The sequence below is a fragment of the Paenibacillus sp. DRB1-1 genome, assembly GCF_052119485.1.
In the GTDB taxonomy this organism is placed as follows: domain Bacteria; phylum Bacillota; class Bacilli; order Paenibacillales; family Paenibacillaceae; genus Paenibacillus; species Paenibacillus polymyxa_B.
In genome coordinates, this window is the sequence record NZ_JBODQH010000001.1 from 4428416 (window position 1) to 4442232 (window position 13817).

The 13817-nt window shown below is 46.4% G+C and carries 11 protein-coding genes; 9 read left to right on the forward strand and 2 right to left on the reverse strand.

Going from position 1 to position 13817, the window contains the following annotated elements; all coding sequences use genetic code 11:
- Window positions 1–154 precede the first annotated feature (154 nt).
- The 4 genes from ACQW03_RS19925 (at window position 155) to ACQW03_RS19940 (ending at window position 5399) form a co-directional block, all read left to right on the forward strand.
- Window positions 155–2596, forward strand: coding sequence for an AraC family transcriptional regulator (locus ACQW03_RS19925; protein ID WP_441951387.1), 2442 nt, complete (start codon window positions 155–157; stop codon window positions 2594–2596).
- Between the two features lie 129 nt (window positions 2597–2725).
- Complete coding sequence (locus ACQW03_RS19930) at window positions 2726–3733, forward strand: tripartite tricarboxylate transporter substrate binding protein (protein ID WP_023989574.1); 1008 nt, start codon at window positions 2726–2728, stop codon at window positions 3731–3733.
- Window positions 3734–3781: 48 nt separating this feature from the next.
- Window positions 3782–4783 (forward strand): 2-keto-3-deoxygluconate transporter, encoded by a 1002-nt coding sequence (gene kdgT, locus ACQW03_RS19935; protein WP_209942994.1) that lies wholly within the window; start codon window positions 3782–3784, stop codon window positions 4781–4783.
- 262 nt (window positions 4784–5045) lie between these two features.
- A complete protein-coding gene (locus ACQW03_RS19940; protein ID WP_071641931.1) occupies window positions 5046–5399 on the forward strand; it encodes a hypothetical protein in 354 nt (117 codons plus the stop codon).
- 82 nt (window positions 5400–5481) lie between these two features.
- On the opposite strand, the gene ACQW03_RS19945 is transcribed toward ACQW03_RS19940, so the two are convergent.
- Both ACQW03_RS19945 and fdhF read right to left on the reverse strand, forming a co-directional pair.
- Window positions 5482–5964, reverse strand: a complete 483-nt coding sequence (locus ACQW03_RS19945) for a DUF1641 domain-containing protein (RefSeq protein WP_025720263.1) — start codon at window positions 5962–5964, stop codon at window positions 5482–5484.
- Window positions 5965–5976: 12 nt separating this feature from the next.
- Entirely contained in the window at window positions 5977–8919 is a 2943-nt protein-coding gene (gene fdhF / locus ACQW03_RS19950; RefSeq protein WP_441951391.1) for a formate dehydrogenase subunit alpha, read from the reverse strand.
- Window positions 8920–9558: 639 nt separating this feature from the next.
- Between fdhF and moaA the strand changes: the two genes are divergently transcribed.
- The 5 genes from moaA (at window position 9559) to ACQW03_RS19975 (ending at window position 13736) form a co-directional block, all read left to right on the forward strand.
- On the forward strand, window positions 9559–10572 hold the full coding sequence (gene moaA / locus ACQW03_RS19955; protein ID WP_076293547.1) for a GTP 3',8-cyclase MoaA: 1014 nt from the start codon (window positions 9559–9561) through the stop codon (window positions 10570–10572).
- 40 nt (window positions 10573–10612) lie between these two features.
- A complete protein-coding gene (fdhD, locus tag ACQW03_RS19960) occupies window positions 10613–11425 on the forward strand; it encodes a formate dehydrogenase accessory sulfurtransferase FdhD (protein WP_071641927.1) in 813 nt (270 codons plus the stop codon).
- 133 nt (window positions 11426–11558) lie between these two features.
- Entirely contained in the window at window positions 11559–11807 is a 249-nt protein-coding gene (locus ACQW03_RS19965) for a MoaD/ThiS family protein (protein ID WP_071641926.1), read from the forward strand.
- A 55-nt stretch (window positions 11808–11862) separates the two neighbouring features.
- Entirely contained in the window at window positions 11863–12594 is a 732-nt protein-coding gene (locus ACQW03_RS19970) for a molybdenum cofactor biosynthesis protein MoaE (RefSeq protein WP_441951394.1), read from the forward strand.
- Window positions 12595–12656: 62 nt separating this feature from the next.
- The gene (locus tag ACQW03_RS19975) at window positions 12657–13736 is read left to right on the forward strand and encodes a thiazole biosynthesis adenylyltransferase ThiF (protein ID WP_275955739.1); all 1080 of its coding nucleotides are present in this window, start codon (window positions 12657–12659) and stop codon (window positions 13734–13736) included.
- The last annotated feature ends 81 nt before the right edge of the window (window positions 13737–13817 follow it).

A 13817-nucleotide genomic window follows, 5' to 3' on the forward strand; every position in this document is an offset into this window, starting at 1 on the left:
AAGAAGAAGTTCTACCTTGTATAGGGAGACTTCTTCTTTTTTATATGAATGTTGTTCCTTATATTAAGTTTGAATTACATAGGCAGGGAATTCCAACTCTTACGTCAAATAGATTTAGGGAGAATATGTCACCACGTATGTTGGCAAGAGGAAGATGGACAACGAAGTCCGGAAGGATGAAGTTACGGGAATGTTGCGACTTAAGCTTCGATTGATACTGAAAAATAAACAGACAAGACTGATTTTACTGCTCACTCTGTGCGTGTCGCTCGTGATTAGCGTGATCGGCTTGCTATCGTATTCAGGATACCGTGAAGGTTTGGATACCGAGCTGAACACACCCAATATAGAATTATTGCAAATCAATCTGGATGTGACCAATCGGGCTTTTCGCGAGTCTGATAACAAGGCGCTGGACGCAGCATATCATCCGGATGTAGAGGCTTTTGTACGTGTCCAAACGGATGGGGAATCGCTGGAAGACAACGCCTCCGTCATAGATCGGCTTCAGAAATACTTGAAAACCCTTTCTTCGCACGAAGAAATTTATTCGGTTGAAGTTATTTCTTTGGACAATCATGCTCTCGTATCCAGCAATTATGGTTACATGCCTGATTGGAAGCAGGCACCGGATACCACATGGGTTCCCTGGATTCAGGACATTCAAAAAAAGCCGTTGTTGATTAAGCGGAGATGGTACGGCACCGATCGTGAGCAGGGGACGGTAGAGTTGCTTTCGCTGGCCAGGCCCATAGTAGAGAATGGTCAGGTCATGGGTGCGGTGCTAATCAATCTGGATTACGACCGTTTTTTCTCCAAACTATATATTCATTTATCCAACTCGCAATACGTGTATGATCTGGAGGGCGAGTTGATCTATCCCAAGCTGAGATCGTCCTTACCCTTAAATGATATGGGCAGGATTTTGAAAGAACTGGATGTGAGTCCCTATGCTTATGTGGAGATAGGGGACATGGAATATATGGCGAACCAAACCTTTTCTGATGTAACGGGCTGGCGTCTAGTATCGCTCGTTCCGATGGACGAGCTGCTGAAAAATGTAAAGCTGGCGCGCAATATGATGCTGTGGCTTGCCTTTATCTCCATACTGGCTGGGTGCTCAGCAGTTTACTATTACAATTATGCAGCTTTTCGCCCCATGAAAAAAATTAATAGCCTATTAAATTCGGGCAATAAGGGAACGCGCCAAGGAGGATTGTATGACCTGGAACCTGTGATTAGCAAACTGGTTGGAGAGTTTCACCGCAAATCATTGGTGGTTGAGCGAAGCTTGCCGGAGTTGCGTTCCAAATATATGGAAGATGTCATCCAGCGTAGAATGGGCATACAGGAAATGCGTATGAAATGGGAACAGTATTTTTCCGATTGGGACGGCCATTCTTTGTTTGTCATGATCGTGTCCATCGACCGGTATTCTACGTGGGCCGCAAGCTTTCCAGAAGAGGATAAAATGCTGCTTAAGTATGCGCTAAACAATATTTTGCTAGAGATGCTCGAACCTCACTGGAAAGCAGTATGCTCGCCGGAGGAGGAAAGTGGTTTTATTGTGCTGTTACAGTTCAGCGAGAGTTCGAATGAAGTTGGTACAGAGACTGACCTCCAAGAGAGCATTTTGCTTCAGAAAAGCGTGGATAGGCTGATTCAGGTTGTCGGTGAGTATCTTCCTTTGACTATTTCTATAGGGATTGGTCATATGGTCACGGATATTCGAGAGGCACGGGCGTCTTTTATAAAAGGAAAAGAGGCCCTTAATTTGCGTTTGTATGAGGGGTATGGACGTTCATATACGAATATAGACAGCAGCATAAGTGTGAAAAAGGATAATACAGTGGATGAACAGTCAAAGGAGCAGATTCAGGATTCAACATTGCTGGACAATCGGCGTCTGGAGATGATTCGTGCCCTGGAGTCACAGGAACCTGGTGCAAGTGTAAAGCTAATCAGCCAATGGGTAGAAGAACTTCGACTCCACAGAACATCCCCAGCCCAGGTCTACTTGTTTGTTCATGAATTGCTGGAAGATTTGCTAAAATGGTGTGCCACTCAGAGTGTGACGCCGCCGGATCAGCTTGCTGATTACCACTGGAATCAGATTCTGACGCTAGACCTTCAAGACATTGAGGTATTGCTGGTCATTATGTTGACTGATATTGAAGAAAAATGGCACGGCCGCATTCAGTCCAAAGATTTTGTGCGTGTACAAGAGATGATTGAATATATGGAACATCATTTGCATTTGAACATCGGGCTTCAGGAAATTGCGGATCATGTTCACATGAGCGTGTCCTCGGTGAGCAGCATGTTCAAGGAGGAAACGGGGACCACCGTTTACGATTATTTGACTGGATTACGCGTAAAAAAGGCATGCACATTACTATGTGAAACTCATTTGAAAATCGGTGAAATTGCAGAACAGGTCGGATACCGAAATGAGAACAGCTTTATTCGGGTATTCCGCAAGCACAAACAAGTGACCCCAGGGAAATTCAGACAAATCAGCAAATCTTCCAATGAATATGCAGATCGGTCAAAAGGTCGATACTTTGGCGAAATAGAAGATAAATACGAAGATTAAGCGATAGCTGTAGCCCTCCACGTTGCGGTACATTGACTTCATGTAAACGCAAACAACAAGACCGAAAACGTTGGAGGTGAAAACGGGCGCATGACGGGCCCAGTTCATTTTTGGAGAAGAGGAAACATAATGAAGAAAAAGCCATGGCAAAAATATGTGCTGGTTGCGGCGGGAGTAGCTATGCTTTCTGCCTTGAGTATCAGTGAATATGTGGATCACCGCACCCTGCAGGATCACAGCCGTATATTTCCTACGAAGCCAATAACACTCGTCGTTCCTTATGCGGCCGGAGGCGGTACAGATATTACCGCGAGAGCGTTGGCGAAAGCCGCCGAGAAGCATCTCGGTCAGCCGATAATCGTCGTTAATCGAACGGGAGGAGGCGGTTCTGTCGGGCTGATGGAAGGGGCTGAGGCGCAGGCGGACGGTTATACCGTAACGTATCTGGTCGCTGAGCTGACTACGTTGCCTCATTTGGGACTGCTACCGCTCACCTATGAGCGATTTAAGCCGCTGCTTCAAACCAATATGGACCCTTCCGCCATTACGGTCCGGGCGGATGCACCATGGAAGACAGCGGAGGCATTTCTGGAGGATGCTGGGGCCCATCCCGGCAAGCTCAAAATGGGGAATGCAGGCACAGGGAGCATATGGCACCTTGCTGCCGCGATGCTGGAGCAGAAAAGCGGAGTCCGCTTTACCCATATCCCTTATGAGGGAGCAGGCCCAGCCGTCTCCGCTTTAATGAGCGGATTTGTGGATGCTGTACCCGTCAGTCCCGCAGAAGTGAAGAAATACGTGGACGAAGGGAAACTTCGCATACTGGCGATCCAGGCAGACACTATTTCGGAAGCGTTTCCAAAAGTGCCGACACTACAGCAAGCCACTGGGCTGCGTGTACATTTTATTGGCACTTGGAGAGGGCTGGCTGTACCCAAGGATACACCGGATGAAGTTGCTCAAACGCTGACGGATGCACTGATCAAGGGGACGAAAGACGAGGAATTCAGGGAGGAAATGCGTAAGCATGGGTTGGGATTACGTGTCCAGGATGCAGAGGCATTCGCGCAGCAACTGAAGGAGAGTCATGATACCTTCGCAAGACTGATTCCCGAGCTCGGCTTGAGCCGCAAGTAATACGGCCTTGTTTTTGCATTGGCAAAAACGAAAGGGTTGAACGAAGTAATGAAAATCAAACAAAACATTGATAAAATTCCAGGGGGCATTATGCTGGTGCCGCTGTTTATTGGCGCACTTTTTCATACATTTACTCCATGGGCAGGCGACTACTTTGGATCTTTTACCAAGGGGCTGATGACAGGTACGGTACCCATTTTAGCAGTGTGGTTTTTTTGTATGGGTGCTTCTATAGATGTGCGAGCGACGGGTACTGTATTACGTAAATCAGGAACGCTCGTATTGACTAAAATCGCGGTTGCGTGGGTAGTGGCGATCATTGCATCCAGATTGCTGCCTGTTGGTGGTGTAGAAAGTGGACTATTTGCAGGTTTGTCGGTGCTGGCGCTGATCTCGGCTATGGATATGACGAACGGTGGGTTATACGCCTCCATTATGCAGCAGTATGGCTCCAAGGAAGAGGCAGGAGCATTTGTACTGATGTCACTGGAATCGGGTCCGTTGGTGACCATGATTATTTTGGGTAGCACTGGGCTGGCCGTTTTTGAACCGCAAACATTTGTGGGGGCGGTATTACCATTTTTGGTCGGCTTTATGTTGGGCAATCTGGATCATGATTTCCGAAAATATTTTGGAAACGCAACGCAAGCTTTGATTCCATTTTTCGGTTTTGCACTTGGTTGTTCCATTGACCTGAGTGTCATTGTCCAGACAGGTATGCTTGGTATTTTATTGGGTATTTTTGTAATTATCGTTACGGGTATTCCACTGATTTTGGCGGACAAATATATCGGTGGTGGCAACGGTACAGCAGGAATTGCAGCCTCTAGTACAGCAGGAGCAGCAGTAGCCAATCCAGTCATTGTTGCCAATATCAAGCCTGAGTTCCTGCCTGTTGCGCAATCTGCAACGGCCTTAGTTGCTGCTTCGGTCATTGTAACCTCGATTTTGGTACCTATTCTGACGGCATACTGGGCCAATTATATGAAGCGTAAGGGGAAATCCCAAGGAGCAGGGCCTGTAAATCCAGGGACGAATGTACCTAAATGAGGATTTTGCAAAAATCCAATAAGCGACTTCCAATAAACAATATATAGATCGAAATGGTCTAGTTCGTCTATATATTGCACTTTGGAGCGATTGGAATCGGATTTTGCAAAATCCTGAAATAAAGTTTGGATGATGATGCTCTCAACTTATGGACCTTTCCATTACCCGGGAAATGCTTTCGCAGTTATACCTTCAATCCTAACATTACAAAACTTGTCCTAAAACGCTTCTGCAAACATACATATGTAAGCAGAGGAGCGTGATGGCATTGGAAAACAAGGTACGTCGCTACTACCAGTTAAAGCAAAAGCAAAAAGAAATTGAAGGTGAACTGACTGACTTGCGTAATGACATTACCGCTCATTGTGCACAGCAGGAAGTATCAGATTGGGAAATTGGAAACTACCGAGTCAAGATTATACAGCAGCACCGCAAGGAATACGATCATACAAAGCTGTATGATTCACTGCCTGATCCGCAGCTATGGCGCTTGTTTTCCAAGCCGGATACGTCGAAGATTGCCAGTTTGCTTAAGCTCAAGGTCATCGCAGAGGAGCAAATAAAAGATGCCGTTTCTCTTAAAACGGTGACGCTATTGCAGGTGGATAAAAAATAATTAAAAAGAGCTGTCCCCGTTTTCGGAGCCAGCTCTTTTTATTGTCTGTTTTTACTAGTCTTCCATCTTCACGCTCTATGAATTATTTATCAGACAAACTTTTTCCCACTCCTTTGAGAAAATGAATACCAAATCCCATTGCCCGGTTTACATCTGGATCATTCATCGCCTTCATAAGATCGCGCAGACGAGTCTTTTTATTCTGCTTTAGATGTTCTTCGGCTTCGTTCAGGCCATTGGTAACGCTATTTGTCAGCTTTTTCACCAGCTCGGGGTCTACCTCAGACAGCATCCCTGCTGCTCCCATGAGATTATTGATGATGTTTGTCACAGGCTTACGCGTCGCTTGTCCTACAGCGATTTTGGCGATGCTTTCTTTGGCTTTTAGCATAGACTGAGCTGCTTCGAGAAGACCACTGTCGTGTAGCTCGCGTACGATTTCAAGCGTCTTCTGCAATGCCGCCCCATTGTCCGCCAGATCAGCAGTAAGCTGATCCAGCGATTGTTTTTGCCGTTCTTCTTCTGTCAGAACGCGTTTTCTCACAATTGAAATAGGCTTAGCCACGGCTTGACCTCCTTATTTTTGATCCACCAAATCGACGTAACCGGGACGATTCCACTTACGGTCCACTTCAACCCCATTTTGCGGATGACGTTTTTTGTAACGCGGATTGATACGTGGTAGTGGATTTTGACCGTCTACCTCCAAAATTTGCATCCGTACTTTGGCTTGTTTATAGGCCGGTGTACGGGTGACCACATCGAACGCTCCACCAGTTAACAGATTGACCGCACCATCATGGCTGGTAGAGTGCATTGGCACATAAATTTCAGTTCCCTGCACGCGGTCTGTAACCAGAACGCGTAGCTTGACCACACCATAAGGGGATTCCAATCGAACCAGCGATCCATTAGTGATTCCGCGCTCCTCAGCCAATTCAGGTGACACTTCCACAAATACTTTTGGAAGTTTGAGCTGAATACCCGCTGATTTGGTCGTCATATTTCCTTCATGAAACTGTTCGAGCAGTCGACCATTATTTAAGGTCAAATCGAATTCAACGGGGTACTCTTTCGGTGGTACATATTCGAAAAGTCCCAAACGCGCTTTTTTATCCGGAAAGTTAAAGCCGTTGGTGTGCAGCAACGGTGTATTGCTACCATCCGGCGATCCCCAGTGGAAGCTGTTCCAGCCTTCCAATACGTCATAATTACATTGGGAGAAAAATGGAGTGAGCGACGCCATTTCTTCAAAAATTTCACTTGGATGGCTGTAATCCCAATCATATCCCATGTGCTTGGCAAATTGGCTGAAAATCCACCAATCTGGTTTGCTGTCTCCTATAGGGCGGAGTGCTTCATATAAACGCTGAACACGACGTTCGGTGTTTGTAAAGGTTCCGTCTTTTTCGAGTGAAGGTACGGCTGGCAAAATAACGTCAGCGAATTCAGCTGTCTTGCTCAGAAATACATCCTGAACGACAAGGAAATCCAAGTTCGCCAGCATTTCTTGGGTATGGTTGGAGTCGGCATCCACCCATGCCATCTCTTCTCCAGCGATATACATCGCTTTGAGCTTACCTGTTTCAATGGCTTCCAGCATCTGAATGTTGTCCAGTCCGCGTTGACCTGGAATTTGTACGCCGTAGGCCGCTTCAAACTTGGCACGAATGACATCGTTCGTCACGGGCTGATAGCCCGGGAAAATATCCGGCATCGTACCCATATCGGCAGCACCCTGCACATTGTTATGTCCGCGAAGCGGATATGCGCCTGCACCCGGACGCATAAAGTTTCCAGTCACCAGCAGCAGGTTGGCAATTGCAATCGAAGTGTAAGAGCCTGCGATGTTTTGCGTCACACCCATGCCCCAGCAAATGGCAGTGCCGTCGGCTTCGTGAATCATAGTCGCTACCTGAATCAGTGTCTCTTTGGAAATACCAGTTTCCTGTTCGGCAAATTCCAGGGAGAAACGTTCTAGCAACTTCAAATATTCAGGATAGAAGTTTACATGCTCTTCAATGAATTTTGCATCATGCCAGTTTTGCTCAATGATGTATTTGGCTACAGCGGATAACCATACATAATCAGTACCTTGCTTCGGACGAATGAACAGATCTGCGCGTTCTGCCATTTCATGCTTGCGCAGGTCGACCGAGATCAACTTTTGACCGTGCAGCTTATGCGCACGTTTGATACGAGTAGCCAGCACTGGATGTCCTTCTCCCGGCGCGCAACCGACCAGCATGACCAAACCTGCTTTGGCAATGTCTTTAATCGTACCGCTGTCCCCACCGATGCCTCCGGTGTATTGCAGCCCCCATGACGCAGGAGATTGGCAATACCGTGAGCAATTATCGACGTTATTCGTTTGGAAGACCTGACGAGCCAACTTCTGCATCAAATAGTTTTCTTCATTGGTGAATTTGGACGAAGAAATAAAGCCGAGTGCTTCGCCACCGTAAGTTTCTTGAATAGCTCCCATTTTGCTGGCCATCAGGCTCAGTGCTTCTTCCCAGGTTGCTTCCACAAATTCGTCACCTTGACGAATTAAAGGGGAGGTCAGACGCTGATCGCTGTTCACAAAATCCCAGCCGAATTTTCCTTTTACGCATGTCGAGATACCGTTAACAGGTCCCTCCGAGGTAGGTTGTACCTTCAAAATTTTGCGGCCTTTGGTCCAAACCTCAAAGCTGCAACCTACACCGCAAAACGTACAGACGGTTTTCGTTTTTTTCGTACGGGTTTCACGCATCGCTGCTTCGGCTTCGGAAATAGCAAAAATCCCACTATAGCCCGGCTCCACTTCCTTTATTAAATCCACCATCGGATTTAATAAATCCTTATTCATGCCACTCATGAAGCCTGCTTCTCCCAGCATGGATTTCTCCATCAAGGCATTGCATGGGCAGACGGTTACACACTGACCGCAGCTGACGCAGGAGGAATCGTTAATCGCAACCCTGTCATCCCATATGACGCGAGGGCGTTCAGCTTCCCAGTCGAGGGACAGCGTTTCATTGACCTGAAGGTTTTGGCATACCTCTACGCATTGGCCGCATGCAATACATTGATTGGGGTCATATCGGTAGAAAGGATGAGACATATCTACTTCTGTCGGGTCAACTTTCGGTCGATACGGATATTTTTGATGTTCAATTTCCATAAGCTCTGCTGTATTATGCAAAGTACAATTACCGTTGTTGTTATCGCACACTGTGCAGTAGAGAAGATGATTTTCCAGCAATCGGTCCATAGCCTCGGTTTGAGCTGCTTTCGCGCGATCCGAATGTAAATGAATATTCATTCCATCGGAAGCCAGTGTCGAGCAGGAACGCATAAGTTTTCCGTCCACTTCCACGATACATGTGTCACAGGTACGAATCGGATCGACTTCGGGAACGTAACACAGCTGGGGATGGGCGATGTTGTTTTCGTTAATCACCTCAAGAATCGTTGCGGTGTTCTTCGTTTTCAGTTCCTGTCCGTTTAATGTAATTTTGATCGCACTATCAGTCACGGTTCAGGCTCCTTTCAGATTTTAAATTTAAAAATTAGGAATAAAAAAACTCCACCATAAACACAAGTGCTCGTGTTTCAGCACTTGTGTTTATGGTGGAGTAGTGACCAAGCTCTAGGTCCTGGAGGCCAATCCGCCATTTGAATATGTATTAATAACAAACAGTACGCACCGTTTGTATATCAATAACTTCTGAATAACTTAGATATGTCATTTTCTGCATGTCATCTCGTGTAACTATAACGTAAAATTTAAGATAGTTCAACGGTACATTATTAATTTTTTAATTGATAATGATTATCGTCTGAGAAATCGAAAAATCATTGACAAACGTTCCAGGATTGCTAACAATAGGAATGTAATCTATTTCAGAGCAATCGTAAATGGAGTGTACGTGGGAATCGCGTATATTTTATTTGTCGCAGCGCTTGTTAGTTTGATTTTTCTATATCACATGATGTGGGATTCGTAAAATCCTGATGTAGATAAATTAACCGGCATTTAGCAGATTCTTCGATATCATAAGCGAAGAAGTTGTTGTGATGCCGGTTTTTTGATTCAGTATAAAATGAATGGAAATACCGTCCCAATTTAGAGTGTAAAGAGTTTTATTAATGAAGACGGATTGAGGTGAACAGGATGGCGAACCGGAGCGACGATCAATGGAATCGTCCGTTACGGGACTTAAGAATATCCGTCATAGACCGATGTAATTTTCGGTGCCGATATTGTATGCCGGAAGAAATATTTGGCCATGACTATCCGTTTCTGCCAAAAGAAAAGATATTGACCTTTGAGGAAATTACGCGTCTTTCTCGTATTTTTGTCTCGCTGGGCGTTACGAAGCTGCGTATTACTGGTGGTGAGCCGTTGCTGAGGAAAAATTTGTCCTTGCTTATTCATTCGTTAACTCAACTCGATGGGGTTGAAGATATTGCAATGACGACAAACGGCGTATTTTTGCCTAAATATGCCGTAGCACTACGAGAGGCGGGACTAAAGAGAGTGACGGTTAGTCTAGATTCGCTCGATGATGATCGGTTCCGCCAAATGAACGGGGGCAGAAGCAGTGTTAAGGCGGTGCTGGATGGTATTGAGGCTGCGGCTCAAGCAGGGATGCAGGTGAAAATAAATATGGTCGTGCAAAAGGGCTTTAACGATCAGGATATTGTTCCCATGGCCGACTATTTCCAAAAGAAAAAGCATATTTTACGTTTTGTTGAGTTTATGGATGTAGGCAACACCAATGGCTGGAAATTGGATCAGGTCGTTTCCAAACAGCAGATCATCGAAGCCATTCACGAGCATATGCCGTTAGAGCCTGTCCCCCCCCAGTACAAAGGTGAGGTGGCGACGCGCTACAGGTATCAGGACAGAGACGGGGAAATCGGCATTATTTCGTCTGTTACGGACGCCTTCTGCTCCACATGTACACGAGCGAGAATTTCTGCTGAAGGCTCCTTGTACACGTGCCTGTTTGCCTCGCAAGGGTACAAGCTTCGCGCGATGCTGCGTTCCGAACAGTCCGATGACGAGATTAGAGCTTACATTGAGCGTGTTTGGAGAGAACGTACCGACCGCTATTCAGAGGATCGGCTGAATCATACACAGCAAGCAACATCTAAAATTGAAATGTCACACATCGGCGGGTGAGCCGAAGAGCCAGCCTGTCAGAAACAAGGGAGTGGAGCACATGGAAAAGCCAGCTGAGGTAAAACGTGAGATTCTACGTTATCGTGACGGTCAGATCAAGCGTTTTGAAGACACTGTGGTGACGGAGCATCCGGTGACCATCAAAATCAATCAGCAGGAATTTGCTACCATGGTTTGTACACCGGAGTATGTGGAGGATATGGCGGTAGGTTTTTTGGCCTCTGAAGGCGTCATTCAACGGTACGATGATATTGAAGATATTTGGGTTCAGGAAAAAGAAGGTTTTGTTCATATTAAAACCCGTCGAATGAATGAGTTTTATCAAAACTTTCATTCCAAACGGTACATTACCTCCTGCTGCGGAAAAAGTAGACAGGGCTTTTATTTTATGAATGATGCCAAAGTGGCAAAAAGAATGAATGACACCCATGTTACGCTGTCTTTTGACGATTGCTTCCGCTTGATGAATTTAATGCAAAGCTCGGCACTTACGTTCCAAGAGACCGGTGGTGTTCATAATGCAGCGCTGTGCGATAAAGACGGGATGATCCTGTCCAGAATAGATATCGGCCGACACAATGCGCTGGATAAAATCTATGGACATTGCTTAAAACATGATATTGTATTACAAGACAAAATCATAGTATTCAGCGGACGCATTTCGTCTGAAATTTTGTTGAAGGTTGCGAAGATTGGCTGTGAAGTTGTTTTGTCCAAGTCAGCTCCCACAGAGCTTGCACTTGAGTTGGCTGAGGATCTGGGAATTACGACCGTCGGCTTTATACGCAGTCGTTCTCTGAATGTATATACGCATACCGAACGGATTGATGAACTGGTTGAATCTAAAATATAATATAAAAATCTTCAATGTACACCGTCATAGTTAACCAGCATGGAATAAAACCTTTCGGGGTATTCATTCATGTTGGTTTTTCTTGGTACATATGTGGTGGACATTCACTGTACTGAAAAGGAGGGCATGTTAAATGAACTATCATATTCAAGTATTTGCCGGACTTGCGGAACAGATGGGAGGGCCTATAGTTATGGTGCCTACTGAGCAAGAAACGATGACCGTTGCCGCATTAAAAGACTTGCTATCCGAGTGTTTCCCTGAATCGGCAGCTCAGTTGCAGGGTTCTTTTGTTGCCAGAAATCAAGCCTACGCCGCTCCTGAGGACCTCGTGAGTATACATGATGAGATTGCGATTATTCCTCCGGTTTCTGGAGGGTAAATTCTACTAATAGAATAGATGAATTCGATAGAATAGGTGCAAGGGGGCAGATCATATGCAATACCGTATTCAGCTATTCGCAGGTATGGCGGAGCAACTTGGTGACGTGATCACGATAGAACTTTCACAGGAAACGGTGACCATGGCAGACATTCGAAAAAGGCTGAATGAGCTGTACCCGGAAGTGACTTCACAACTGCCAGGTTCTTTTTTTACCCATCATAAAAAGCTGGCTTCTCCAGATGAACTTGTGGTTCCATCAGATGCAATTGCTCTTCATCAGTCAGCACCCGGGATGGAGACGGTCGTTTCAAAATGTGGTTTATTTGCCATTACGTACGACCCGATTGATGCCGATGAAGTAACCTCAAAGGTGCTCGACCCTTCTCATGGCGCCTCGCTGACCTTTAATGGTACGACTCGGGAATTCACGCAAGGTCAGCGAACGGTGCTGCTTAAATATGAAGCGTATGTCCCGATGGCCATGAACACGATGAAGCAGATTGGTGACGAAATTGCAGAGCGTTGGCCTTCTACACGTACTGCGATTACACATCGGCTTGGCACGGTCAGAATTGGAGAGACGAGTGTGGTGATTGCTGTCTCTGCTGCACACCGCGATACTTGCTACGAAGCCAGCCGCCATGCCATTGAACGGTTAAAGCAAATCGTACCGATTTGGAAAAAGGAAGTGTGGGAGGACGGCTCAGAATGGAAGGGGCATCAGCTGGGTGGCTGGAATCCTCAAAATACCCCTAAGCTTTCGAATAAGGACGAGGACATCTGAGCTTTTAGCTTGTCTGATCAACTTGTAGCTATCAATGGATAAGTATGGAGGGTAAACCAACGATGTCAGAAATGGACAAAATCCAGGAAATAGAAGTTGCTGCACAAGCACATGCGCATGCGTCTCATGCCCGTTATTCTAGGCAGGAATTATTCTCGAAAATTGGACCGACAGGCCAGCAAAATATCCGTAGTAAGCACGTGCTGATGGTGGGAGCCGGCGCACTGGGCACTGCCAATGCTGACATGCTGGTGCGAGCGGGCATCGGACGGCTGACGTTGGTAGACCGCGATTATGTAGATTGGAGCAATTTGCAGCGCCAACAGCTCTATGACGAAGCGGATGCCCGTGATCAGATCCCCAAGGCAGTGGCTGCGCAGAAGCGATTGCAGCAAATCAATTCGGACGTGGACGTTCGTGCGCTAGTCCGGGACGTCTCGCTGGATGAAATCGACGATATCGCAGCAGGGGTGGATCTCATCGTAGATGCCACCGACAATTTCGATACACGTCTGCTTATGAACGATTATGCGGTCAAGCACCGAATCCCTTGGATTTACGGAGCGTGTGTGGGCAGCTATGGGACAACCTTTACCATCGTGCCAGGGCAGACACCGTGCCTACATTGCCTGCTCGGAACCGTACCGCTCGGCGGTGCGACCTGTGATACGGTCGGTGTGATTAGCCCGGCTGTACAGATGGTGGCGGCTTATCAAAGCGCCGAGGCTTTGAAGCTGCTCACCGGGGACGAATCAGCCTTACAGGGGAAGCTGATATCTTTCGATCTGTGGAACAATCAGCATCAGGCGATCCAAATCAGCGCCATGAAGAAAGCCGATTGTCCAACGTGTGGTGAGCACCCAGTGTATCCTTTTTTACAATCGGAGCATCAGGCTAAAACGGCTGTCTTGTGCGGACGAGATACGGTTCAAATCCGCCCGGTCCCGGGTACTGTACGTGATCTGAATGAAGCGGCACGTTTGTTATCCCGTCAGGGGGGCAAGGTGGAGCATAATCCATATCTGGTATCCGTTGTTATCGGAACGCATCGAATCGTTCTTTTTCAGGATGGACGCGTCTTAATTCATGGGACGAAGGACATCGCTGAGGCGAGATCGATTTATCACAAATATTTGGGTTGACCCAATAGATTCGACCCGTTATGAGATGTACAATGTTTCCTTATTTTCGCTATCACATTTTCGTCATCTCATTTTGGAATT

What these genes read in the sequence shown, in the direction of transcription:
- ACQW03_RS19925 (WP_441951387.1), top strand. Translation starts at nt 155, where the DNA reads ATGGACAACGAAGTCCGGAAGGATGAAGTTACGGGAATGTTGCGACTT.
- ACQW03_RS19930 (WP_023989574.1), top strand. Translation starts at nt 2,726, where the DNA reads ATGAAGAAAAAGCCATGGCAAAAATATGTGCTGGTTGCGGCGGGAGTA.
- kdgT (WP_209942994.1), top strand. Translation starts at nt 3,782, where the DNA reads ATGAAAATCAAACAAAACATTGATAAAATTCCAGGGGGCATTATGCTG.
- ACQW03_RS19940 (WP_071641931.1), top strand. Translation starts at nt 5,046, where the DNA reads ATGGCATTGGAAAACAAGGTACGTCGCTACTACCAGTTAAAGCAAAAG.
- moaA (WP_076293547.1), top strand. Translation starts at nt 9,559, where the DNA reads ATGGCGAACCGGAGCGACGATCAATGGAATCGTCCGTTACGGGACTTA.
- fdhD (WP_071641927.1), top strand. Translation starts at nt 10,613, where the DNA reads ATGGAAAAGCCAGCTGAGGTAAAACGTGAGATTCTACGTTATCGTGAC.
- ACQW03_RS19965 (WP_071641926.1), top strand. Translation starts at nt 11,559, where the DNA reads ATGAACTATCATATTCAAGTATTTGCCGGACTTGCGGAACAGATGGGA.
- ACQW03_RS19970 (WP_441951394.1), top strand. Translation starts at nt 11,863, where the DNA reads ATGCAATACCGTATTCAGCTATTCGCAGGTATGGCGGAGCAACTTGGT.
- ACQW03_RS19975 (WP_275955739.1), top strand. Translation starts at nt 12,657, where the DNA reads ATGTCAGAAATGGACAAAATCCAGGAAATAGAAGTTGCTGCACAAGCA.